Here is a 23,297-nt window from a genome sequence, read left to right as displayed (position 1 = left end):
TCTACTCCTGCGGCCGTCTGAAGGCGTTTTCTGCGCCTCCGGTGCTCGCGGTCTCTGGCTCCAGAGAAAGAGGTTCTGGTTTACGGCCGGATCGCCGTCGTCGTGTCGGATGCGGCCGCCGCCGTCGCAGGCTGTGTCTTGGGCGGCCACGAGAAATCGTCGGCGCGGCCGGGCGAGGCGTCGGGCGACTTGCCTTCGACGATGAGCTTTTCGCCAGGCAAATTCTTGTCCGCCTTTGCCAGTGGTGCGGCGCCGAGCAGTTCCGAGCCGCCGTCCAGCGCCGGATCGCTCAGTAGCATCGGCACGGTGCGATCGACGGCTATCGGTGCGGCAGCAGGTGCCGGCGCCTCGACGGGAGCGCCGGCCGGGGCAGAAGCCGTCACTACGCTTCCCGGCGCGGCCAGCCCAAGGATCTTCATCAGCGGCTTTTCGGTATAGAAGGCGAGCTTGCGCTTGCCGGCCTTCGACATGTTGATGCCGTCGTCGGAGCGCAGGCGCACCGATTGGCCATTGATGTCCGGTCCGCTGGTGACAAAGGCGCCGTTCTCGTCGACGAACCCGTCCCAGACGTCGACGAATTCGCCGCCATGGCTTTCGGCGGACGAGCGGTAGATATCGTTGAAGGCCAACATGTCGGAGGTCATTTTCGAGACCCGGAAGGCCGGCATGCCAACCCACAGATACGGCACTTTGGCCGAGGCGATGGCCTTGCCGAGCGCTTCGGTCCGGCGCTCGTATTCCTTGGTCCAGTTTTCGGATCGCGGCTGCTCGCGCACATCGCCGACACGCATCTGCTGCCGATCGTTGGATCCCAGCATGACGACGACGGCTGCCGGTTGTTCGGTCGCGATCAGCGACTTGACCTGTTCGGGCCAGTTGTAGACGTCGTCACGCACGAAACCGGACGAGCCGTTGGCGCGGACGACGATCCTGACGCCGGTGTTTTCGGCAAAGGCGGCGTCGAGCCCCTCGGCCAACCCAGACGCCATGAAATCACCGACCACCAGAACGACGCGGGCATCCGGCGCCTTCTCGGCCACCGGGGTTGTCGGCTCGGCCGGCGGCGGCCGGCGAACAGATCGGGGCTTCCTCAGCTTGGGCCTGGGCTTTGCTCTCTGGAATTCTCTCTGGAATTCGGGCGGCGGCTGCTCAAACCGCTCGCTTCTGCGCGGAAACAACAGGTCACGCAGCGACCAGCCACGACTTTCCGGCTCCTGCGCCATGGCCGAGGTGTGAAAGGCGCCGGCGGCGCCGACAGCTAGAACGACGATCGCCAGAACCAGGATCGGCGCGCGACGAACGATCACCCAGATGCGCGCAGCCGAAACCAATCACCCCCTCCATCCCGTAACCGGCTCTAGTTCTGTCTGAGCCATTTGAGCACTTCCTTGCTCGGATACCCGTCCTGGGTCAAGCCGGCCTTTGCCTGGAAGGCCATGATGGCGGTTTTCGATCCATCACCGATCTTGCCGTCGAACTTGCCGTCGTAATAGCCGTGCTCGGAAAGCCGCTTTTGAAGCTCCTGCCTTTCCTCGAAGGAGAGCTTGGTGAAGGGCCGCTTCCAGTCCTGCACAAGCCCACCATAACCGGCGATTTCGTCGGCAAGGAGGCCGACGGCGAGCGCATATTTGTCGGCATTGTTGTAGCGCTTGATCACCGAGAAATTCTTGATCATCAGGAAAGCCGGCCCGCCGCGGCCGCCGGGCAGCTTCAACGTCGCCTTATCCGCACCGTTCTTGAACGGCTTGCCGTTGGCACGGGTGACGCCCAGCGCCTGCCATTGCGACAGCGACTTCGAGCCCCCAGGCAACGTCTTGCCGTCCGGAAGGCTGACCTCATAACCCCAGGTCTTGCCGGCCTGCCAGCCGTTCTTCCTCAGCAAATTGGCGGCTGTCGCCAGTGCGTCGGGAATCGAATTCCAGATGTCGCGCTTGCCGTCGCCGTCCATATCGACCGCATAGGACTGGTAGCTGGTGGGGATGAACTGGGTATGACCCATCGCGCCGGCCCATGAGCCGCTGAGATGGCTTTCGTCGATGTCGCCGGTCTGCAGGATCTTCAGTGCCGCGATCAGCTGGGTGCGGGCAAATTTCGCGCGCTTCGGGTCGGCATAACCAAGCGTCGCCAGCGAGCGCACGACATTGCGCATGATGTCATCCCGTTTGAGGGTTTCGCCGTAGTTCGATTCCATCGACCAGATAGCCAGCAGGATGTAGCGGTCGACGCCGTATCTTGCCTCGATCCGGTCCAGCCACGGCTTCCATTTCCTTGCCATCTGCTGGCCGACAGCGACCGACTGGTCATGGACGCGGTTGTCGAAATAATCCCAGGCGGGGGCGGTGAATTCGGGTTGAGTACGGGCCTTTTCCAGCACCACCGGGTCAGCATCGTTGATGCCCTTGAATGCTTGGTCGTAGACGGAGCCGGAAACGCCGCTCGCCACGGCGTTAGCACGGAAGCTGGCGACCCATTGGCGGAAGCCGGCATCGGCAAAAGCCGGCCCGCTGGGCATGAGCAAAGCAAGCGAGAGGCTGGCGGCCGTCAGGACGCTGGTGAAGCGCCTTGCGACGTTGCGAGCGGACATCTTTTCCTCCTTCTTCATCTCAGGAAGACTATTCATCGCCGAACCCGGTTAGGATTTGGTTTACCATAGGTGCCGTCCGGGATGAAAAAGATGCGTCAATGCTTTACCAGCCGAGATTTCTGTCCCGCCGTTCAGTAATCCTCGATTTCGGCATGAAAATGTCTCGAATCGGGATTGCCGAACCGGCATGCAAATGGATAATTGGCACATGAAGAGAGTTCGCAAGGCAGTATTCCCGGTTGCCGGTCTCGGCACGCGGTTTCTCCCAGCTACCAAGGCCATTCCCAAGGAAATGCTGACGGTCGTCGACAGGCCGGTCATCCAGTATGTGGTTGATGAGGCGCGCGAGGCCGGCATTGAGCATTTCATCTTCGTGACCGGCCGCAACAAGGCGGTCATCGAGGATCACTTCGATGTCCAGTTCGAACTCTACGACACACTTGCACAGCGCGGCAAGAACGACCAGCTCGCTCGCCTGCAGCGGCTGCAGCCGGCGCCGGGGCAGACCAGCTTCACCCGCCAGCAGGTGCCGCTCGGCCTTGGCCACGCCGTCTGGTGCGCGCGCGAGCTTGTCGGCGACGAGCCCTTTGCGCTGCTGTTGCCCGACATGATCATGCAGTCGGAAAAAAGCTGCATGAAGGATATGGTCGAGCTCTACGCCGAGACCGGCAACAACATCGTAGCGGTGCAGGAATGCGATCCCGCCGAGGCGCACAAATACGGCATTGTCGGACGCGGCGAGGATGCCCATCACGGTTTCCGCATCGCCGGTATGGTGGAAAAGCCGAAGACCGGCACGGCGCCGTCGAACCTCTACATCAACGGGCGCTACATCCTGCAGCCGGAGATATTTGGGATACTCGAAGGCCAGGAAAAAGGCGCCGGCAACGAGATCCAGCTCACAGATGCAATGCTGAAGCTGCAGAAACAACAGCCCTTCTACGGCTATCATTACCGCGGGCGCACGTTCGACTGCGGCTCGCCCGAAGGCTTCGTCGAGGCCAACGTTGCCTTCGCGCTGTGGCGCAGCGACATGAATGCAAGTATGGCCGGGGTCATTCGCACGCTTCTCGACGAGCTCACGCCGTCAGAGCACCGCGGCGCGGCCTTTTAGCTTAAACACCGGATTTTGCTGACTACCGCTGCAGCTTCAAGCCGACGAAAATGCTGTTGGCCGTGTAGTCGCGTCCAACAAGGTTGCTGGTCAGTTTTTCAGTCCTGGCGCGGGTGGTGAGCCCGGCATAGCGGTTCAGCCACCATGTCAGCCCAGCCTCGGCGCTCAGCGTCAAATCATGGCTGTCGGAACCGGTATAGTCGCGCCATTCAACGCCGAGAGCGGCATTTCCGGTCAGGTTGGCGCGGATTTGCCGCTCACCGGTGAGGCTGCCGGAATAGAGCATATCGCCGCTTTCGCCCGCGTTCGTCGTGTTCTCGGCGGTCGTCTGTGCGGTGAGGCCGATCGTGGTGCCGCGTTCCGGCGACCATTTGAGATCGGCATTGACCGTCGCGCCCGAAATCGCCGGCAGGGCGTCGTCGTCGATAGCTTCGCGCAGCCAGCCGGCCGAGAACTCGCCGGCAAGCTTCTCACCGAGGTCGAGCTCGACGCCGGCCCGTGCGCCAAGCCGCGTCGAGGAGCGCTGGAAGCCGTTTGGATCGACGCGCAAATCATAAACGCGCCGGCCGATCTCGATTTCGGTGAACGGAGTGATGGCAGGCGAGATTTCATAGCCGGTGCGCAAGGTGGCCGTATAGAGCGTCGAGTCGCGGCCCTTCTGGGACAGCGATCCACCCGACGAAAGCTTGGCGTCGCCAAAGATGTCATGCTCGACCGCGCCGGTCAGCGCGAAGCGCATCTTGCCGGCGTCCTTCTCGACGGCGAGGCTGCCGTTCACGGTCTGACGCACGGGCTGCCCAACGGCGCCGACGATGGCGCCCGGCGACGAGGCCGATTCGGGCACGGCCTCATAGCCCAGCTTGGCGATAGCGCGCAACTCATTGTCGAGATCGATGTTGAGTGTGCCGTCGACGCGGCCTTGCGCCTCGTGAACGTCATAGCCGGACAAGGTTTCGCGGAAGATGCCATAGCCCTCAATCGTCGCCGAATTCTCCCGCCAGTCGGAGACGGCGTTGAAGCGCAGCGTCGTTTCCGACAGCAATGCCGGCTTGCCGAGGCTGCTCGAATCGGCATTCGACGAAGACGTCAGGCCCTGCTCGAGCGTCGGCCGGATCACGAAGGAGCCGAGCTGGATGCCGGTGGCGGCGAATGGGTCGTCCTCGCTCTTCTTGTCCTGACCTTCGATGGCTTCGGTGCGCTCGGCGCCGGGGTCAAGCTTGAGCCTCTCGGCGGAATCGACAGTAACGGCCCGGCGGTTGGCCGTATCCTGCTCGTCCGCGGCGTCGGTGTCTGTGTCCCCGGCCGCCGCGGCCGCTGCAGTCGCGGTTCTCTTGCTCTTCTTGTTGTCCGCGGCCTCGTCTTCGGCCTTGGCCTTGTCCGCATCGGCGGCGCGTTGCGTTGCGCTCGGCCGCCGTCGTGGCGGGGGAGCAGGGTTGTCGGCAAACGGATCGTCGGTGGCTGCCGGCGGATCGAAAATGCCGCCGGTTGCGGCGGCTTCGCCCGTGCCGTCGTCAGGCAACGCGCCGGGGCTGGCCGGACGATAGGTAGGTAGCGGCGTATTGTCATTGGCGGTTGCGGCAGCCTGGGTTCCAGCCATGCTCAACTGCCCGGTCTTGCGCTGCTGGTCGTCCAGGATTGTCGATTCCGAAACCTCGCCGCGCAGCTCGGTTTCTTGGGCGCAAAGCAGTGCCGGACGCGACAACGCAAAGACACTGGTTGCCAGCAGCAAGGCGCAGACCGCCTTGCCTTTTCGTCCCATTTTGTTTTCAGGCTGAAACCCGGACATCGCCACCACTGCTTGCGCGGCACACGCGCGCCATACTTACGAAACCGTAAATGGGGATGGTTAACGGAGCGTTGAGGGATAGCCCGTCAGGGCGTTCAGGGCGGCAATTCCGTTGGACAGGCGCGCGCCGAAGCGCTAATCGCATCGTCCATGGACGTGAAATCCCCAGACAGGAAACGGCTCGACCGGCAGGCCGCGATTGCCTCGGCGCTGAGAACGGTGGCGACAGAGCAGGCCGGCGTCGCGGCACTGGCAGGCGCGCTCGAAAACGGGCTGGCTGAGCCGTTCGCACGGGCCGTCGACATGGTGTCCCAGATCGATGGCCGCGTCATCGTCACCGGGGTCGGCAAAAGCGGCCATATCGGCTCGAAGATCGCCGCGACGCTCGCCTCGACCGGCACGCCGGCCTTCTTCGTCCACCCTGCCGAAGCCAATCACGGCGACCTCGGCATGATCGCCAGGAACGACGCCATCATTGCCCTGTCGTGGTCGGGGGAAAGCCTCGAGCTCAAGGGCATCATCGCCTATTCGAGGCGCTTCTCGATCCCGCTGATTGCGGTCACCGCCGGTGAAAAATCGGCTCTGGCGCGCGCGGCGGACGTGGTGCTTCTGCTGCCGCGAGCACCGGAAGCCTGTCCGCACGGGCTTGCGCCGACGACCTCGACGCTGCTGCAAATGGTGATGGGCGATGCGCTGGCCGTCGCGCTGCTCGAGGCGCGGGGCTTCACCCCGGACCATTTCCGCACTTTCCATCCGGGCGGCCAGCTCGGAGCCAACCTGACGCAAATCCGCGAGATCATGCATGTCGGCGACAGGCTGCCGCTGGTGGCGTCCGGCACCGGCATGCGCGAGGCGATCCTCGAATTGTCGCGCAAGGGATTTGGCTGCGTGGCGGTCACTGCCGCGGACGGCAAGCTGATCGGCATCATCACCGACGGTGACATCAGGCGCCATATCGGCAGCGATCTCCTGGCCATGAGCGTCGATCAGGTGATGACCAGAGAACCAAAAATGGCCGCGCCCGACACGCTGGTTGCCACGGCGCTGCAGACGATCAACGATTCGGCCATCACCAGCCTGATGGTGGTCGAGGGCAGACGGCCGATCGGGCTCGTCCATCTCCACGACCTGCTGCGCATCGGTGCCGCCTAGCGGGTTTTAGACCGCCTCGACCGTCAGTTCCAGGTCCGTATCGGCAGCACCGGTTACGCGCACCTGCGTGCCGGCCGGCAGGTCAGGGCCGGAGACGCGCCACAACGTGTCGCCCAGCTTGATGCGGCCGCGTCCGTCCTTGATCGGCTCGGCAAGTGTCGCCATCCGGCCGACCATCTGCGCGCCGCGGCGGTTGAGCAGCGGCTGGTCGGTTGGATCATGGCGCCCGCCCACCAGCCGCTTGCCGACATAGGCAGAGACCAACGACAGTGCGAGGAAAGCGAGGACCTGGACCTGCCAGACCCAGAAATCGGCGTTCCAGACGAGCAGCGAGACAACACCGATCAAAAGCGCGGCAATGCCGATCCACAGCATGAAAATGCCCGGCGCGATGACCTCCATCACCAGGAGGACGAAGCCGAGAACCATCCAGTTCCACGGGCCGAGTTCGGAAACGATGCGGTCGAGCATGGCGGCGGCCTCAGGTCTCGCTCTGGCGAACCACCGGCGGGCGCGCCGCCTGACGTGCAGCACCGGCGGTGCCTTCGCTCCTGAAAACTTCCTTGGCGATTTCCCCTATGCCGCCGAGCGTGCCGATCAGCGAGGAGGCTTCGAACGGCATCAGCACGACCTTCGAATTCCCGGCCGAGCCGATCTTGGCCAGCGCCTCGGTGTATTTCTGTGCAACGAAGTAGTTGAGCGCCTGCACGTCGCCCTTGGCGATCGCCTCCGACACCACTTGCGTGGCGCGCGCTTCGGCCTCGGCCGAGCGCTCGCGCGCCTCGGCGTCGCGGAAAGCGGCTTCCTTGCGGCCCTCGGCCTCCAGGATCTGCGATTGCTTGAGGCCTTCGGCGGCGAGGATCTGGGCGCGCTTGTTGCGTTCCGCCGTCATCTGGCGGCCCATCGATTCGATGAGATTGGCGGGCGGATTAATGTCCTTGATCTCGACGCGGGTGATCTTGATGCCCCAGGGATGGGCCGCCTCGTCGACGACGCGCAGCAGGCGCTCGTTAATGGCGTCGCGGTTCGACAATAGCTCGTCGAGGTCCATCGAACCCATCACGGTGCGGATGTTGGTCATCGTCAGGTTGAGGATGGCATTCTGCAGGCCGGCGACCTGATAGGCTGCCTGCGCCGCATTGAGAATCTGGAAGAAGGCAATGCCGTCGACACCCACTATGGCGTTGTCGCGGGTGATGATTTCCTGGCTCGGGACATCGAGGACCTGCTCCATCATGTTCATCTTGGCGCCGATACGGTCGACGAAGGGCACGATGAGGTTGAGGCCCGGGCTCAATGTCTTGGTGTAACGACCAAAGCGTTCGACGGTATAATTGTAGCCTTGCGGAATTGTCCGGATGCCTTTGAACAGCACCAGCATGACAAGGGCGACAAGAACAAGCAGCGCGATATCGAAACCACCGAAACCCATTTGGCTCTCCCTCAAAGGCCGGCCGCATAGGACATTCCCACGCGGCCGACTTCAACAAACACTTAAGTGTGTTTCAGCAATGTTACAATCAGGTGATCATGCATTGGCGGTGCATAGACGGCTGCGGCGATCCGTTCAGGCCCAGCCGGACAGTTCGCGCCGCACCATTGCCTCGATCACCGCCATGCCCTCGGGACGGTCGTTGAGGCAGGGGATGTGCGCGAACTTCTCGCCGCCGGCATGATGGAAGATCTCTGCCGCCTCCCTGCCGATCTCGTCCAGCGTCTCGATGCAGTCGACGGAAAAGCCCGGATTGACGATGGCTAGCGATTTCACGCCTTCGCGTCCCAGTCGTTCGACCGTCTTGTCGGTGTAGGGCTGCAGCCATTCCTGCGCGCCGAAGCGCGACTGGAAGGTGGTGATCAGCTTCTTCTCGTCCCAGCCGAGCTTTTCGCGCAACAGCCGCGTCGTCTCGAGGCAATGGGCTTGGTAGGGATCTCCTTTGTCGGAATAGGGTCTCGGAATGCCGTGATAGGAGGCGATGACAATTTCCGGTTCGAAGTCGAGGCTCGCCAGATGCTGTTCGATCGAACGGGCGAGAGCTTCGATATAGGCCGGCTCGTCGTAATAGGGCGGTACGCTGCGGATGGCCGGGGCGCGGCGCATCTTCATCAGCACGCGAAACAGCTGGTCGTTGGCGGTTGCAGTCGTCGTCGCCGAATATTGCGGATAGAGCGGGAAAGAAAGAATGCGGTCGCAGCCCTGTTCGACCAGTCTCTTGGCCACGCTTTCGGTCGACGGGTTGCCGTAGCGCATCGCCCAGTCGACGACGACGTTGGGTAGATCGCCGAGCGCAAGCCCGAGCTTCTCGGCCTGGGCGCGGGTATAGGTGCGCAGCGGCGACTCGTTGCGCTCCCGATTCCAGATCCTGGCATAGTTGGCGCCAGACTTCTTCGGCCGGGTGGTGAGGACCAGGCCATAGAGGATCGGATACCAGACCGCCTTGTTGAGCTCGATGACGCGCGGGTCCGACAGGAATTCCCGGAGATAGCGCCACATCGGCTTGAAGTCGGTGCCGTCGGGGGTGCCGAGATTGATCAGCATGACACCGACCTTACCTGTCTTGACCGGAGAGTGTCCTGCCGACAGCGAGGCGGCGGTCTTCTCAGCATTGATCTCGACGGGGCCGGCAAGCGTCATGGGGTTCTCCAACACCGCAAAACCAGCGGTGCCGCGGCGAAAGTAGCGATGCCGCGCCGGTTTTCAAATGCAGCGTCTAGCCGCACCTTATCCCGGAAATGCAGCACCCGCCCGGTTTGCCGGGCGGGTGCATTGAATTCCTGCGGCATGAACTACTTCGAGGCCGCGGGGATGGTCAAGGTTGCACCGACCGGAAGCCGGCGTGGCTCGTATCCCTTGTTGGCGTCGGAGATCACCTTCCATTTGGTGCCGTCGCCATAGGCCTTCACCGCAAGATCCCAGTAGGTATCGCCGGCGACGATCACATGGCTGCTTTCGGCCGGTGCTGCCTCAGCCGGCTTGGCGGGTTCGGCTGGTTTTGCCGGCTCACTCGGGACCGGCTTGGCCGGTTCCCCAGCCGGAGCGGGGGTAGCCGGAGCAGGGATTGCCGGGGCCGGTGTGGCCGGAGCAGCAGGTGCCGCTGGCTGGACCGGCTCGGCGGGTGCGGGTGTTGCCGGCGCGGTTTCAGCCGGGACGGCCGGCGGCGTTTTGGAAATGTCGCCCGAACCGGCCGGCAGTTCGGGCATTGCCGGCTCAGCAGGTTTTGCCGGCGCTGCCTCGTCAGGTTGGGCCGGTTTGGCGGGTTCTGCGGCCGGGGCTGCCGCTGCTGCGACTTCGGTGATGCGGCCGTCGAGCTTCGGTGTATAGGGCCGGTGCGCGCCGAGATAATCGGCGACGACCTGTTCCAGCCCCGGGCCGTAATCATAGGCGTTCTTGGCCTTCTCGGCGAACACCTTGTAGCCGTCGCCGCCTTGGCGGACATAGTTGTTGGTGGCGACCAGGTAATCCTTGTCCGGCTTGATCGGCGTCCAGGCGCCGCCTTCCATGACTTCGACCGATTTGACGCGTCCATTAGGTGGCGCCGATTTGTCGAACGCATATTTCAAGCCGGCAACCTGTGGGAAGCGTCCGGCGCCGTCCTCGACCTGGCTGAGGCCGCTTTCGAGGCCGGCAACCAGATCCTTGCCGGAGATCTGGAAGGTCGCCAGCGTGTTCTGAAACGGCAGCACGGTGAGAACCTCGCCCATGGTGACGGTGCCCTGGTCGATCGAGGCGCGCAAGCCGCCGCCATTCGAGATGACGATCTCGACACCCTGGCCCTTGACCCGGTCGAGGACGGCGTCGGAGACCAGATTGCCCATCTCGCATTCGCGGGCGCGGCAATTCTCGCGGCTGCCGTCGATCGCCTTGGTGATCTCGGCGACTTCCTTGTTCTTCAAGGCCTCGATCGGCGCGCCGAGTTCCTTGATGCGGGCAAGCACGGCGGGGTCGGGCGTGATCGATTTGTCGAGATGGATGGGATCGCCGCTGGCCTCCTTGACGACGCCATTGTCGTCGAACACGACCTTAAACTCGCCGAGATATTTCGAATAGGACGCCGCCTGCACGACCGGAACTTTGTAGCCGTCCGGATTGTCGACCATCGTCGGATAAGGGCCTTCCGCCTTGGGGTCAGTGTTGGACAGCAGCGAATGGCTGTGGCCGCCGACCACCACGTCGACGCCCGGGATCTTGGCGATCACGTCGCGCTCGCGCTTGTAGCCGATATGGGTGACCGCGATAATCTTGTTGACGCCCTGCGCCTTCAGTTTCTCGACCTCGGCGGTGATCGACTTGACGTCGTCCTCAATGGCGATGTTCGGGCCCGGGGAGGCAAGCTCCGGCGTGTCGTTGGTGACTGCGCCGACGATGCCGATCTTCTGGCCGCCGACCTCGACCACGATCGACGGCTTGACGCGGTCGCCCAGCTTGGATTGTGCATTGGCCTTCACATTGGCGCCGAGCACCGGAAACTGAATCATGTCGAGGAACGGCGCCAGCGCCGACTCGCCATCGTCGAACTCATGGTTGCCGAGCGCCTCGGCATCGAATTTCATCTGGTTGAGGAATTCGCCTTCCGTCTTGCCCTTGTAGGTCGTGTAGAAGAGCGAGCCCTGGAAATTGTCGCCGGCGCTGAGCAGCAGTACGTTCTGGCCTTCCAGCTTCTTACGCTCCTGGGTGATCGCGGTGATCAGGCGGGCGGCGCCGCCGACGCATTCGCCCTTGGTCTCCTCCTCGGCCGAGCAGGTCGATTCGTATTTGTTGTTGCTTTCGATGCGGCTGTGCCAGTCGTTGATATGCAGGATGTTCAGCGTGTAGTCGGCAAAGGATACCCCTGCCGACAGGCCAAGCGCCGATGCCGACAGCGCGGCGATGGCAGCGATCTTCTTCATTCTCGTCTCCCGGGTGACCTGAGTACAGCGCCGCGCGTCATTTGGGACGCGCAAAGGACGCTGTACCAATTTTTGATTCCTTTCCGAAAATCGACTCCGATTTTCGGCGTCATGCGCACACGCGTTTAACGCTCTTGTTTGACTGGGATGTAACAGCCCTCTCGGGCCATGTTCACATCGCGTTTCAATCGATGCAAGCGGAAATCGGCATCAGCTTTGCCGGCGCAAAAAGACGGCGGCTTGAAGCCGCCGGCCTTTTGCAAAGTCAATTCGGAATCGAATTTCAGGTGCGCCTGGTCAGCACAAAATTCTGCCCGCTCGCGCTGGTGCAATTGAGCTGGCTGGTGGAGACCATCAGGCAGTTGAAGCTGATCGGCGTCTGGCGGATCAGCGAAGTGCCATGGATCTCGACCGAGGTGCCGCCGGTCATGGTGTAGCTGCCATCGGCAAGCTTCTGGCCGGTGTCGGTGGCGACGGTCGCGAAACTGCCGGCTTTGAAGGTGGACAAACCCGTGCCCTGCGCGTCGATCCAGGAGCCTTCGACCCCATTGGCCGTGATCACCGGCGGCTCGCTCGGGCCGGTGGTGGTGCAGGCCGCCAACGCGACCGTAGCGGCCGCGGCAATGCCAGCCGAAAGCAGTCTTTGCGCAATCGTCATCATCAAAATCCTCTCCTCTCACATCGGCCCGAAAATCGATCCGATTTTCGGAAAGCACGATGCGCACATTCGAAGTGCTAGAGCGTACTTTGTGCGTCCAAATGGACGCACGTCGCTCTAGGCCGCCCCTCTTCAATCGCTCGATTTCCGGGCGATTGCAAGCTGGCGGAGCGTCGAGGCAAAGCTGCTATCGAACGAGGATGTTGCGGAATTGCCACGGGTCTTTGGTGTCGAGGTCCTCGGGAAACAGACCAGGCCGATTGTCGAGCGGTGTCCAGTCGGTATAATAGCTCCTGATCGGCCCGAGATAGGGGCCCTGCACGTCGAGGCAGCGCTTGTAATCCATCTCGTCGGCCTCGACGATGCCGGCCTCGGGATTTTCCAGCGCCCAGACCATGCCGGCCAGCACCGCCGACGTGACCTGCATGCCGGTGGCGTTCTGGTAGGGCGCCAGCTTGCGCGCCTCGGCCAACGACAGTTGCGAGCCATACCAGTAGGCGTTCTTGGCGTGGCCGTAGAGCAGCACGCCCAGTTCGTCGATGCCATCGACCAGTTCGTTTTCGTCGAGCACGTGATGCACGGGTTGAGCCTTGCCGGCGACACCGAACATCTCGTGCAGCGACAGCACGGCGTCGTTGCAGGGATGATAGGCGTAATGGCAGGTCGGCCGGTATTGCACCTTGCCCTTCTTGCCGCGCAGCGTGAAAAAATCGGCAATCGAGATCGCTTCGTTGTGTGTCACCAGGAAACCGTATTGCGGGCCGGGCGTCGGACACCATGTGCGCACGCGTGTATTGGCGCCGGGCTGCTCCAGATAGATCGCCGCCTTCGAACCGTTCTTGTGGCTTTTGGCGTTCTTCGGCATCCACGCCTCATGCGTGCCCCAGCCGAGCTCGGCCGGCTGCAGCCCTTCCGAAATGAAGCCTTCGACCGACCAGGTGTTCCAGAACACGTTCATCGGCTTGGGCTTCTTGGTGCGCTGGGTGTCGCGCTCGGCGATATGGATGCCCTTGACGCCGGCCTTCTTCATCAGCCTGGCCCAGCCTTCGCGATCGTGCTGGGCGGGTTCCGAGAAGTCGAGGCCAAGATCTGTGGCGAGGTTGACCAGCGCCTGCTTGACGAACCACGAGACCATGCCCGGATTGGCGCCGCAGCACGAGATCGCCGTGGTGCCGCCCGGGTTCTTCGCGATTTCGGCGCGGACGGTCTCGCGCAGCGCATAATTGGTGCGTGAGGCGTTGTCGGCCTTGTCGTCGAAATAAAAGCCGAGCCAAGGCTCGACCACGGTATCGACATAGAGGACGCCAAGCTTGCGGCAGAGCTTCATCAGCTCGAGCGAGGAGGTGTCGACCGACAGGTTGACGCAAAAGCCCTGGCCGCCGCCATTGGTCAAAAGCGGCGTCAGTAGCTTCTTGTAGTTCTTTTTGGTCACTGCATCCTGCATGAAGGTGATGCCGCGCTCGTCGAGCAATTTGCGGTCGGTATCGCGCGGGTCGATGACCGTCATGCGCGACTTGTCGAATTTGAAATGGCGTTCGATCAGCGGCAGCGTTCCCCGTCCGATCGAGCCGAAGCCGATCATCACGACAGGGCCGGTAATCTCACCGTAAACGGGCCAGTTTTCATTCGCCATTTGTCGATTACTCCCTCAAAAAACGCTTTGGAACAGCGGCTTGGCCGCGGCGCGACAAACCATAGATCATTGTCACAATAAAGCGAAAAGCGGGACGGCCGGCATTGCGCCGCGCCATGCGGCTACGGCTCGACCAGTCTTGCGAATTCCGGCTTGAAGAGGTCACGTACCTCTGAGACCGGCAGTTCCAGCACATCGTCGCCGCAGGCCTGGATGGCATGCGGCAACCCCTGCAGTCCGAACACCAGGACCTGCTTGTCGCCCTCACGCCAGAGGCTGGCCGCCAAATTTTCGCCGATGAGATCGTCCATGCCGCATTCGGCTTCGTGATCAATATCGCTCTGATTGGTCGGTTTCTTGCGCCGTTGCTTGACGAAGGACACGAGGGAAGGACCGGGCTTGCCATCTACCGTATCCGAGAATATGTCCTGAAGGCCAAGCAGAACCCCGCGGCGCACATCCATGATGTAGGCGTCCGAATAATTGGTCGGATGTGCCCCGCCGCAAAAGAGACTGCCGGACTCCTGCCAGCTCATCAGCCGCGGTGTCAGCGAGGTCACTTGGGATTGGCTGTCTTCATAGCCGCCGAGCGTGTCGTCATCCCCGCCGTCGATCGGGCCGACTTCGTTAAAACCGGCATATTGCCTCGCCGCGCAGCTCAGCGCGCCGAGATTTGCGCGCCGGCGTCTGTCTTCCAGCAAAGCATTCGCGGCCGTGACCGGAACATTGCCGGACAGTTGGACGATCCATGGCGTGGCAAATTTGGTGCGCGGGTCGACGACGTAGTGGTAGGTCGCATCCGGCCAACCGGCCGTCTCGCCGGTATCGAGCGGAGTATCCAGCCGCAGGTAGTCATAGGGGGACGTTTCCATGGTGATCGGCGTGTCATCGGCGAAGAACGTCATATCGCTGAAGTCATGGAGGTCGAACGGGCTGCCGGGCTCGCTGTCGGTCGCCTCCCGACTTGCGACCCGCTTCAATCTGAGCGACAGCGCCTGCTTTCCGTTCCAGCTGCCTTCGAGGGTTTTGCCCCTATCGGAAGAGGCCAGGCGCCAGACGGCGGCAATCGGCGCGACCTTTCCGTCGCCGCAATTGTCGGCGCCGCATTCCTCCTCCTCGGCCAGTTCGAACTTGCTGCCCTTTTGCGACCTGGCCTGCAGCGGGATGTCGACGCCCTTCGAGCGGTAGAAATAGCGGCCGGCCAGCGGGCCGTCGGGCGCCGCGGGATCGCCGGTGAACTCGACGACGATATCGCTCTTTCCGAGCTTGCCGGAATAAGTCACCGGCTCGGCCTCGGCTGCCGTCGATAGTCCGAGGATGGCAGCCACGAGAGCGACCTGTCTGCTAAGATACTGAATCATCGTTCCCCCGAGCCATGATTTTCAGTCGTTCCGTCAGCCGGTCACGGTCGGCTGTCAGGCCCTTATAGTCGAGCTGTGCCTCGTCCAACGCCAGAAGCTGTTCGGCCAAGGACGCTGCGAGCGCCGCGCGGTCGCGGTGGCGCCCCAGCACGGCGAGCGGGTCGAGATGGATGCGGATGGTGAAGAGTATGTCGCCCGAGACGGGGAGCTTTCTCAGCGTCTGCCGCTCGACGCGGATAAAGGCATGGGCGTCGATGTCGCCGTCCGGGAATCTCGACGGACGATTGCTGGCGCGGTCGATGCGTTCGAGGTTGGAGAGCGGATGGTAGAGTGCGTCGCCCGCCTGGATCGACCAGTTGTAGCGCTCGACGGCTTGGCCCTGGAGGCCGTCGAACATGCGGTTGATGAGATCGGCCGGGCGTGTGCCTGGACCGAAACCCGGTACCGGCGCGTGGATCTGCTGCAGCGGCTTGCCGAATTTTTCGATCAGCGACCATGACGACGGGAAGCAGAGCGAGCCGGCGGTCAGACGCCAGCCGCTCTCGTCGCGGCGCATCAGGATCAAATCCTCCTGGACAAGCAGCGAGGCCGCGACAAGCGGCGCATCGCTGAAAGGACCTGCGGTGCCTGCACGCTCGAAATTGTCGGTGCCGCCGATCACCTCGATCCCCTCGTCGGTGCGCCTGTAGGCCCCGGGAAAGTTCGCCGCCAGATGCGCACCGAGCAGATCGAGCACTTCGCGCTGAGCGTCGCGTGTTCCTTGCTCCTCGACAAAAACCTTGTCGGGAATTTCCGCATAAAGCCGGCGTTTCTCGGCCAAGTAGGGCAGCAGATATTCGTCGGCTTCGATCCACGCGGCCGGGTCCAGCGGCTTCAGCCCGATGGTGAAGAGTTTCGACGAGCCGTCATAGGGTGTGTGGGTCGGGGGGCGGAAACTCATGCTTCTTTGTAGGCTTCCAGCGCGGCAGCGGCCATTCTCGCCGTGAATTCGGTGATTTCGTAGTCGGCGGCACCTGCCTTGGCGAAGGGATCGTCCGCCAGTCTGGCATCGAGCACCTCGCGTGAACCGCGCGCGATGATGATGCCGCCGGTCCTTGGCCGCTTCGGCCCGGAGGCGACAAGGATGCCTTCCGCGTAGCAGGCCTTCAGCCATTCGACATGCGCTTGCTGCAGGCGGTCGATCTCGGTCAGCGGCACTTTGTAGTTCAGCGAAACGACGAACATTCAATTCTCCCGCTTTGCATCATGCCAGTCTTGCCGGGATCAATCCGCGCAGCGAGTTGCCGACGAACAACGCCTTGGCCGATTTCAGATCGTTCCATGTGTAGACCGCTTCACGGGCGCGGCCTTGATCCAGCAGTTCGCCGCGCAGGACGCCAGGCAGCAGACCGCAATCGAGCCGCGGCGTCGCCAGCACGCCGTCGCCGAAATCGGCAAAGACATTGGTGATCGTGCCCTCGCAGATTTCGCCGCGCTCATTGGCCAACAGCACCTCGTCGGCCCGGCTGACGAGATATTCGGCGCGGGCGCGCGTATAGGTTTGTCGGCGGCTGGTCTTGTGGCGCAGCAGCATGTCGCTCGAAGCGAGCCGCACCCGCGCCAGCTGCAGGGTCCAGACCTTGTCGGCGGCGAGCGGCTCGTAGGGCTGCACCGAAACCGCTACTTCGCCACTGCGCGACAGGGCCAAGCGGGTGCGCAACACGATCTGCTGGCGGCCGACCGCATTCATCAGTGCTTCGCCGACCCTTTGCGGGTCGCAGGCGAAGCCGAGCTCGCTTGCTGAGCCGTAAAGCCGCGCGAGATGGCGATCGAAACGGAGGAAACCCGAGCCGGGTTCCCAGCGCATGGTTTCGATCAGTTCGAAATCGGCGGTGTTCCCGTCGCGAAACGGGCTTTCAGCAGACACTCCTGGTACTCCTCCTCGGCCGTCGAATCGAAGACGACACCACCGCCGACATTGTAGACGGCCTCGCCATCGGCAAAGAGCGAGATGGTGCGGATCGCCACGGAAAAGCGCATCCGGCCGCCGGGCGCGATCCAGCCTATGGCGCCGCAATAGACGTCGCGCGGCCCACCTTCCAGATCACGCAGGATCTCCATGGCGCGGATTTTCGGTGCGCCGGTAATCGAGCCGCAGGGAAACAGCGCAGCGAAGATCTGGCGGATGGAGAGGCCGGGCAAAAGCGTCGCCCGTACACGGCTCACCATCTGGTGGACGGTCGGGTAGCTCTCGATGCGGAAAAGCTCCGGAACGTCGAGCGTGCCAACCTCGCTGATCAGCGAAATGTCATTACGCAGGAGATCGACGATCATCCGGTTCTCGGCCTGGTTCTTCTCGTCGTTGCGCAAGAACGTTTTCAGGCGATCGTCCTCTGCCTTGGTGGCGCCGCGCGGCGCGGTGCCTTTCATCGGATGCGTCTCGATCATGCCTTCGGCGTCGACCTCGAAAAACAGTTCCGGCGAACGCGACAAGACGATCGGCTCGCCGAGTGCGACCAGCGCGCCATACTTCACCGGCTGGCGTTCGGTCAGCGCATCGAAGGCGGCCAGCGGATCGCCGGACCAGTGCGCGTGGACCGGAAAGGTGAGATTGCCCTGGTAGCAGTCGCCCTTGCGAATATGATCGTGCAGCCTGGCAAAGCGTTTGGCGTAGTCGTCCGAGGACCAGACCGCCTTGGCGTCAAAGATTGGGGCATCGAAGATCGGGCCGTTGGTCGCCGGCAGATCACCTGGCGCGACCGTCTCTTCGACCGGCGCGTCGAACACGCCCAGGCAGAAAAGCGGAGCGCGGCGGCCGGCCGGCAGCAGCGGAACGAGCTTCGGCTCAAGCAGGTAGCCGGCCTCGTAGGAGAAATAGCCGGCCAGCCATTTGCCGCCGTCATGTGCGGCCTGCGCGGCTTCCAGCGCCGGCAAAAAGTCCCGCTCGCTATGCGCCGCGATGATCTCGGCCGGCCGGTCGAAAACGAGCTGACGCGCGCTCTCGTCGTTCCGGAATATTGCAGAAGGCAGGGACATGGGGCAGGGACATTAGGCTCGGATGCTGCGGTCGCCAGCGATCGATCTATATGGGGGCTCGACCGTGCGCAATCGAGGGAACGGCGTCTCAAGACGCAAAGGCGCGGCTGCAAAAACAAAAGCGACGCCCGAGGGGCGCCGCCTTGTTCCAAATGCCGTCCCGGGATGGATCAGGTGTTGCTGGCTTCCCCCGCGGTCGGGAAGCGGCGCACAAATTCCTTTTCGTCGCCGGCGGCAAGCAGTTTCGCCTGCTCGATCCAGCGTTCACGTTCGATGCGGCCGTCGAAATTCAACGTCGCCTCGATCCGCCTGACGTCGTCGGGCGTCCAGGCGGCGATCTGGGCGTAGGTCGTGACCCCAAGCCCTTTGAGCAGCCGCTCGTTGGTCGGGCCGATGCCGATCAGGCGACGCAGATCGTTGGCGTTGCCGGCTGCTGCGGCTGTTACCTTGCCGGTCGCGGCTTTCTTTGCCGCTGGCGCAGCTTTGTTTGCCGCTGGCGCAGTCTTTTTTGCCGCTGGCGCGATCTTGGGTGCGGCGCTCGCTTTCGATGCAGGCGGTTTCGGCGTTGCCGGTTTCGCGGCACTTGCGCGTGGCATGGTCGCGGCCGCCGCGGATTTCTTCGGCGCCGGTTTGGCCGGCGCGGATGTCGACATCAGGGTTGACGGCGCCTGGATCGCTGCTTTGGTCGCGCCGGCCTTGGCGGTGGTCTGCGTCTTGGCGGGTTGCATCTTGGCGCTTGGCGCTTGGGCGGCTGGCGCCTCGCCCAGCCGGCGCTCGAGGTCGGCGCGGGCGCGGCCGCATGCATCCAACTCACCGGTCAGACGGTCGCTATCGGCCCGCAATCTGTCGCGTTCGCTGCGCGTGCGGTCGAGATCGCCGCGCAAACTGTCGAGCTCGCCACGCAGGCGTCCCCAAATGAACCAGCCAACCAACACACCTACCAGGAACGCCAGGAGCATGTAGAAAAAAGTGCTCATTGTCTTTCTCTCTCCAGTCCGATCCGTCCGCCCTGGCCTGGAGCCATGACCTCAGCGAAGGACCATTCGATGGTGGTTCCGCAATTTGCAGAACAGCCGGCTTCGATCGAGCTGTCGGCGACCGGTTTGCCCCTAGCCAACAGCCGTTGTCGCATCCGCCGACACGCCATGACCGGTCGGGATTTTCCGACCTGACCCATTCGTGCCCGGCTGAGCTTGAGGGCGGACGCTATCATACAGCTTACGGGAATCTAACGGAAAACTTCCATGGAAAGTTATTTAAGAACAAATATCCAAGACAAGAATAGAACCATCGCCAATATGCATTGCAGCTAAACTGTTCTGGAAAACCCGGTCACCCGGTGTTGCGCATCAATTGTCCAGTGCTTCCAGCTCGTCGATCAGTCCGCTGATCACGCCAAGCCCGATCTGCCAGAAGGCAGGGTCGGCCGCGTCAAGGCCGAACGGCGCCAGAAGCTCGGAATGATGCTTGGTGCCGCCGGCGCGCAGCATGGCAAAATATTTCTCCTGAAAGCCGCGCTCCGCGTTCTGGTAGACCGCGTAGAGTGAGTTCACCAGACAATCGCCGAATGCATAGGCATAGACATAAAAAGGCGAGTGGATGAAGTGCGGGATATAGGTCCAGAAAACCTCATACCCCTCGCGCAGCTTGATCGCCGGCCCGAGGCTTTCCGCCTGCACTTCCAGCCAGAACTGGCCGAGCCTGTCGGAGGTCAATTCGCCGCTCTTGCGCTCGGCATGCACCTTGCGCTCGAACTCATAGAAGGCGATCTGGCGCACGACCGTGTTGATCATGTCCTCGACCTTCTGCGCGAGCATGGCCTTGCGCTCGCGTTTGTCGGTGGTCTGCTCGAGCAGCGAGCGGAAGGTCAGCATCTCGCCGAAGACCGATGCGGTTTCGGCCAATGTCAGCGGCGTCGACGCCATCAAGGCACCCTGGCCGCCGGCCAGCACCTGATGCACGCCATGGCCGAGCTCGTGCGCCAGCGTCATCACGTCGCGCGGCTTGCCCATATAGTTCAACAGCACATAGGGATGCGCCGAAGGCACGGTCGGATGCGCGAAGGCGCCGGGCGATTTGCCGGGTCTCACCGGTGCATCGATCCAGTTGCGGTCGAAGAAAGTTCTCGCGATCTCCGCCATGTCGGGCGAAAAGCGCTGGTAGGCGGAAAGCACGGTGTTCTTGGCCTCGTCCCAGCCGATGACTGCCTGCGGGGTCTCCGGCAGGGGCGCGTTGCGGTCCCAATGGTTCATCACCTCCATGCCGAGCCAGCGCGCCTTCATCGCGTAATAGCGATGCGACAGGCGCGGATAGGCGTCGCGAACGGCGGCGGCGAGTGCATCCACGACGCTGCGTTCGACGCGATTGGCGAGGTGGCGGGAATCGGCAATGTCCTCGAAGCCGCGCCAGCGGTCGGAGATCTCCTTGTCCTTGGCCAGCGTGTTGGTGACCAGCGTGAAGACGCGCAAATTCTGCCGAAAGGTGGCGGCCAGCGCCTCGGACGCCCGGCGGCGAACCTCGCCATCGGCGTCCTGCAGGCGATTGAGCGCCGGCTCCAGCGTCAGCTCCTCGCCGTCGACGTCGAAGCGCAAGTCGGTCATCGTCTCGTCGAACAGGCGGTTCCAGGCCCCGCGCCCGGTAATCGACTTCTCATGGAAGAGTTGCTCGATGCGGTCTTCGAGCTGATAGGGCTTGTCCTTGCGCAGATCGAGCACCCAAGGCCGGTAGTGGGCGAAGGCCGGATCGGCGGCGAGTGCGTTTTCGATCGCGCTATCGTCGATGAGGTTCAGCTCGAGCGCGAAAAACAGCAGGTGCGCGCTGGCATCGGTCATCTTTTCCTGGATATCGCCATAGAGCTTGGCGCGCTGCGGATCCGACGTGTTGCCGGCATAGATAAGCCCGGCATAGGAGACGATCCGGCCGATCAGCTCCTCCAGCGCTTCATAGGCCTGAAGCGCCTCGCCCAGCCTGCCGGTGCTGCCACGCCCGGCCTCGGCGGCGAGCGTGCCTTTCCAACGGCTCTCGAAGGCGATGGCATCGGCGGCGGCCTTGGCGATGTCGCGCTTCAGTTCGGGCGCTTCCATGCCCGAATAGAGATCGGCCAGATTCCATTCCGGCAGATCGCCAAGCTCCGCCACGCCCTGACCGGACGCCGCCGCCAGCTTTCGAGCAAAAACCATGCGCATTGCCGATCCTTCCAGACACGAAAATTCGAGGAAACGAGAAGCCGGTCAAATCCTAAGGAATTCGTTCACCGGGTTTTTTGAAACCTTATTTAGAACCCTGTGCCAAGATGATCCATAGGGCGCATTCTCGGGCGGGCACGGTCGGATCAGTCATGGCAGCTTCCATACTCATAGTCGATGACGATCCGGTGCAGCGCAGGCTGCTCGAGGCGGCGGTGACGAAATTCGGCCACACGGCGATCGTCGCCGATGGCGGGGAGGCCGGTCTCGATCTCGTCGACGGGCCCAATGCGCGCGACGTCTCGGTGGTCATCCTCGACCTGATGATGCCCGGCCTCGACGGCATCGGCGTGCTGAAGGCGATGCGCGAGCGCGGCATCCACATTCCCGTCATCGTGCAGACCGCGCAGGGCGGCATCGAAACCGTCGTTTCGGCAATGCGCCACGGCGCCTTCGACTTCGTCGTCAAGCCGGCCTCGCCCGACAGGCTGCAGGCGTCGATCGGCAACGCGCTCAAGGTCGAAGCGCTCGAAGGCGAAGTGAAGCGCTCGTCACGGCAGCGCGGCGGCCATCTGACGTTCAAGGACATGATCACCCACAGCCCGGCGATGGACCGGGTGATCCGGCTCGGCCGCAAGGCGGCGGCGTCCAACATCCCGATCCTGATCGAGGGCGAATCCGGAGTCGGCAAGGAGCTGGTGGCGCGCGCCATCCAGGGCAGCGGCGACCGCCGCTCGAGACCCTTCGTCACCGTCAATTGCGGCGCCATTCCCGACAATCTGGTCGAATCGATCCTGTTCGGTCACGAGAAGGGCTCGTTCACCGGCGCCACCGAAAAACACACCGGCAAGTTCGTCGAAGCGCATTCCGGCACGCTGTTTCTCGACGAAATCGGCGACCTGCCGCTTGATGTGCAGGTCAAGCTGTTGCGCGCCGTGCAGGACGGCGAGGTCGATCCGGTCGGCGGGCGCTCGACCGTCAGGGTCGACATCAGGCTGATCTCGGCAACCCATCGCAACCTGCTGCAGCAGGTCAAGGACGGCAAGTTTCGCGAGGATCTGTTCTATCGGCTGAACGTCTACCCGATCGTCGTGCCGCCATTGCGCGACCGTCGCGACGACATCCCCTATCTGGTCGAGCACTTCATGGAGAAGGTGGCGCCCACTGACCCGCGTCGCCGGCTGCGGGGCATCTCGGCTGCGGCGCTCGCCATGCTGCAGGCCTATGACTGGCCGGGCAATATAAGGCAGCTCGAAAACGCCGTCTTCAGGGCTTCGGTGCTCGCCGAAGGCGACATGCTGACCGAAGAAGAATTCCCGCAGATCCGGGCGCAGGTCGAGGGCACGGTCAATCTCGATGCGGACGTCGCGCTGCCAGCTTCCGGGTTGCCAGCTTCCGGATTGCCAGGTTCGGGATTGCCTGCGGGCAGCCAGTCGCGTGACAGCATACCGGCCGCCTGCGGCATCGCCGCGGCCGAACCCGATGCGCTGGCCAGGCCGCGCTTCGGCACGCTGCGGGCGCTCGACGAGCGCGGCAATGTGCGTGCGCTGGCCGACGTCGAACTCGAAATGATCAAGCTCGCCATCGACCACTATAATGGCCAGATGAGTGAGGTCGCCCGCCGCCTCGGCATCGGCCGGTCGACGCTCTACCGCAAGCTCAAGGAATACGGCATCGACCCGGAAACCGGCCGCGTCGAGCGGCTCGCTTCCTGAGGCACAGGGCCAAGCCGATTGTCATCCGGACATCATTCGAAGCAATTGCGCCTTGAAACGAGGTGTTCGCCGTAGCGTTCACGTATTAAGGCGGACGGTAACAGATCGTGTTTCGGGCAAGCGCCGAAACATGATCTAAACCAGCGGTTTACCAAGATATCCGGCGCAATATTTTTGGCGGGATATCGCCACCGTGTTACCGCATTTCGG

At 62.9% G+C, this 23,297-nt stretch carries 19 protein-coding genes; 3 read left to right on the top strand and 16 right to left on the bottom strand.

The window, feature by feature from the left end; all coding sequences use genetic code 11:
* Positions 1-80: 80 nt before the first annotated feature.
* Positions 81-1,331: an SGNH/GDSL hydrolase family protein gene (locus NKJ94_RS09935; RefSeq protein WP_352524622.1), complete on the bottom strand. Its 1,251-nt coding sequence runs from the start codon at positions 1,329-1,331 to the stop codon at positions 81-83.
* Between the two features lie 26 nt (positions 1,332-1,357).
* Positions 1,358-2,584 carry a lytic murein transglycosylase gene (locus tag NKJ94_RS09930; protein ID WP_352524621.1) on the bottom strand — a complete coding sequence of 409 codons (1,227 nt, stop codon included), beginning with the start codon at positions 2,582-2,584 and terminating at the stop codon, positions 1,358-1,360.
* Positions 2,585-2,792: 208 nt separating this feature from the next.
* Between NKJ94_RS09930 and galU the strand changes: the two genes are divergently transcribed.
* Positions 2,793-3,698, top strand: a complete 906-nt coding sequence (gene galU, locus NKJ94_RS09925) for a UTP--glucose-1-phosphate uridylyltransferase GalU (protein ID WP_352524619.1) — start codon at positions 2,793-2,795, stop codon at positions 3,696-3,698.
* 22 nt (positions 3,699-3,720) lie between these two features.
* Here galU and NKJ94_RS09920 read toward each other — a convergent pair whose 3' ends face one another.
* Entirely contained in the window at positions 3,721-5,484 is a 1,764-nt protein-coding gene (locus NKJ94_RS09920) for an outer membrane beta-barrel protein (protein ID WP_352524617.1), read from the bottom strand.
* 150 nt (positions 5,485-5,634) lie between these two features.
* Between NKJ94_RS09920 and NKJ94_RS09915 the strand changes: the two genes are divergently transcribed.
* Complete coding sequence (locus NKJ94_RS09915) at positions 5,635-6,636, top strand: KpsF/GutQ family sugar-phosphate isomerase (protein ID WP_352524616.1); 1,002 nt, start codon at positions 5,635-5,637, stop codon at positions 6,634-6,636.
* A 6-nt stretch (positions 6,637-6,642) separates the two neighbouring features.
* On the opposite strand, the gene NKJ94_RS09910 is transcribed toward NKJ94_RS09915, so the two are convergent.
* The 13 genes from NKJ94_RS09910 to NKJ94_RS09850 form a co-directional block, all read right to left on the bottom strand.
* Positions 6,643-7,107 (bottom strand): NfeD family protein, encoded by a 465-nt coding sequence (locus NKJ94_RS09910; RefSeq protein WP_352524615.1) that lies wholly within the window; start codon positions 7,105-7,107, stop codon positions 6,643-6,645.
* A 10-nt stretch (positions 7,108-7,117) separates the two neighbouring features.
* Positions 7,118-8,068, bottom strand: coding sequence for an SPFH domain-containing protein (locus tag NKJ94_RS09905; RefSeq protein ID WP_352524613.1), 951 nt, complete (start codon positions 8,066-8,068; stop codon positions 7,118-7,120).
* A gap of 135 nt (positions 8,069-8,203) precedes the next feature.
* On the bottom strand, positions 8,204-9,268 hold the full coding sequence (gene hemH / locus NKJ94_RS09900) for a ferrochelatase (protein WP_352524611.1): 1,065 nt from the start codon (positions 9,266-9,268) through the stop codon (positions 8,204-8,206).
* Positions 9,269-9,420: 152 nt separating this feature from the next.
* On the bottom strand, positions 9,421-11,520 hold the full coding sequence (locus NKJ94_RS09895; RefSeq protein WP_352524610.1) for a 5'-nucleotidase C-terminal domain-containing protein: 2,100 nt from the start codon (positions 11,518-11,520) through the stop codon (positions 9,421-9,423).
* Between the two features lie 283 nt (positions 11,521-11,803).
* The gene (omp10, locus tag NKJ94_RS09890) at positions 11,804-12,178 is read right to left on the bottom strand and encodes an outer membrane lipoprotein Omp10 (RefSeq protein WP_352524705.1); all 375 of its coding nucleotides are present in this window, start codon (positions 12,176-12,178) and stop codon (positions 11,804-11,806) included.
* Positions 12,179-12,365: 187 nt separating this feature from the next.
* Positions 12,366-13,811, bottom strand: a complete 1,446-nt coding sequence (locus NKJ94_RS09885; protein ID WP_352524609.1) for a homospermidine synthase — start codon at positions 13,809-13,811, stop codon at positions 12,366-12,368.
* 122 nt (positions 13,812-13,933) lie between these two features.
* A complete protein-coding gene (locus NKJ94_RS09880) occupies positions 13,934-15,172 on the bottom strand; it encodes a hypothetical protein (protein WP_352524608.1) in 1,239 nt (412 codons plus the stop codon).
* Entirely contained in the window at positions 15,156-16,112 is a 957-nt protein-coding gene (locus NKJ94_RS09875) for a heme-dependent oxidative N-demethylase family protein (RefSeq protein ID WP_352524606.1), read from the bottom strand. Before NKJ94_RS09875 ends, NKJ94_RS09880 begins: the two co-directional genes overlap by 17 nt.
* Positions 16,109-16,396 carry a YciI family protein gene (locus NKJ94_RS09870; protein ID WP_352524605.1) on the bottom strand — a complete coding sequence of 96 codons (288 nt, stop codon included), beginning with the start codon at positions 16,394-16,396 and terminating at the stop codon, positions 16,109-16,111. The genes NKJ94_RS09875 and NKJ94_RS09870 overlap by 4 nt, the downstream gene beginning before the upstream one ends.
* Before the next feature lie 19 nt (positions 16,397-16,415).
* Positions 16,416-17,078 carry an aminotransferase class IV family protein gene (locus tag NKJ94_RS09865; protein ID WP_352524604.1) on the bottom strand — a complete coding sequence of 221 codons (663 nt, stop codon included), beginning with the start codon at positions 17,076-17,078 and terminating at the stop codon, positions 16,416-16,418.
* Positions 17,027-18,187, bottom strand: a complete 1,161-nt coding sequence (locus tag NKJ94_RS09860) for an aminodeoxychorismate synthase component I (protein ID WP_352524602.1) — start codon at positions 18,185-18,187, stop codon at positions 17,027-17,029. The genes NKJ94_RS09865 and NKJ94_RS09860 overlap by 52 nt, the downstream gene beginning before the upstream one ends.
* A gap of 170 nt (positions 18,188-18,357) precedes the next feature.
* The gene (locus tag NKJ94_RS09855) at positions 18,358-19,164 is read right to left on the bottom strand and encodes a helix-hairpin-helix domain-containing protein (protein WP_352524600.1); all 807 of its coding nucleotides are present in this window, start codon (positions 19,162-19,164) and stop codon (positions 18,358-18,360) included.
* 372 nt (positions 19,165-19,536) lie between these two features.
* Positions 19,537-21,372: a M3 family oligoendopeptidase gene (locus NKJ94_RS09850; RefSeq protein WP_352524598.1), complete on the bottom strand. Its 1,836-nt coding sequence runs from the start codon at positions 21,370-21,372 to the stop codon at positions 19,537-19,539.
* 152 nt (positions 21,373-21,524) lie between these two features.
* Between NKJ94_RS09850 and NKJ94_RS09845 the strand changes: the two genes are divergently transcribed.
* Entirely contained in the window at positions 21,525-23,087 is a 1,563-nt protein-coding gene (locus tag NKJ94_RS09845; protein WP_352524597.1) for a sigma-54-dependent transcriptional regulator, read from the top strand.
* Positions 23,088-23,297 lie beyond the last annotated feature (210 nt).

This window comes from Mesorhizobium sp. M0060, from assembly GCF_040323155.1.
GTDB lineage: Bacteria > Pseudomonadota > Alphaproteobacteria > Rhizobiales > Rhizobiaceae > Mesorhizobium.
Note: the sequence above shows the minus strand (reverse complement) of the source record. Positions and strands in the feature narration are given on the sequence as shown.

Coding starts and splice junctions, on each gene's coding strand:
- NKJ94_RS09930 (WP_352524621.1), bottom strand. CDS start 2,584: ATGTCCGCTCGCAACGTCGCAAGGCGCTTCACCAGCGTCCTGACGGCC.
- galU (WP_352524619.1), top strand. CDS start 2,793: ATGAAGAGAGTTCGCAAGGCAGTATTCCCGGTTGCCGGTCTCGGCACG.
- NKJ94_RS09920 (WP_352524617.1), bottom strand. CDS start 5,484: ATGTCCGGGTTTCAGCCTGAAAACAAAATGGGACGAAAAGGCAAGGCG.
- NKJ94_RS09915 (WP_352524616.1), top strand. CDS start 5,635: ATGGACGTGAAATCCCCAGACAGGAAACGGCTCGACCGGCAGGCCGCG.
- NKJ94_RS09910 (WP_352524615.1), bottom strand. CDS start 7,107: ATGCTCGACCGCATCGTTTCCGAACTCGGCCCGTGGAACTGGATGGTT.
- NKJ94_RS09905 (WP_352524613.1), bottom strand. CDS start 8,068: ATGGGTTTCGGTGGTTTCGATATCGCGCTGCTTGTTCTTGTCGCCCTT.
- hemH (WP_352524611.1), bottom strand. CDS start 9,268: ATGACGCTTGCCGGCCCCGTCGAGATCAATGCTGAGAAGACCGCCGCC.
- NKJ94_RS09895 (WP_352524610.1), bottom strand. CDS start 11,520: ATGAAGAAGATCGCTGCCATCGCCGCGCTGTCGGCATCGGCGCTTGGC.
- omp10 (WP_352524705.1), bottom strand. CDS start 12,178: ATGACGATTGCGCAAAGACTGCTTTCGGCTGGCATTGCCGCGGCCGCT.
- NKJ94_RS09885 (WP_352524609.1), bottom strand. CDS start 13,811: ATGGCGAATGAAAACTGGCCCGTTTACGGTGAGATTACCGGCCCTGTC.
- NKJ94_RS09880 (WP_352524608.1), bottom strand. CDS start 15,172: ATGATTCAGTATCTTAGCAGACAGGTCGCTCTCGTGGCTGCCATCCTC.
- NKJ94_RS09875 (WP_352524606.1), bottom strand. CDS start 16,112: ATGAGTTTCCGCCCCCCGACCCACACACCCTATGACGGCTCGTCGAAA.
- NKJ94_RS09870 (WP_352524605.1), bottom strand. CDS start 16,396: ATGTTCGTCGTTTCGCTGAACTACAAAGTGCCGCTGACCGAGATCGAC.
- NKJ94_RS09860 (WP_352524602.1), bottom strand. CDS start 18,187: ATGTCCCTGCCTTCTGCAATATTCCGGAACGACGAGAGCGCGCGTCAG.
- NKJ94_RS09855 (WP_352524600.1), bottom strand. CDS start 19,164: ATGAGCACTTTTTTCTACATGCTCCTGGCGTTCCTGGTAGGTGTGTTG.
- NKJ94_RS09850 (WP_352524598.1), bottom strand. CDS start 21,372: ATGCGCATGGTTTTTGCTCGAAAGCTGGCGGCGGCGTCCGGTCAGGGC.
- NKJ94_RS09845 (WP_352524597.1), top strand. CDS start 21,525: ATGGCAGCTTCCATACTCATAGTCGATGACGATCCGGTGCAGCGCAGG.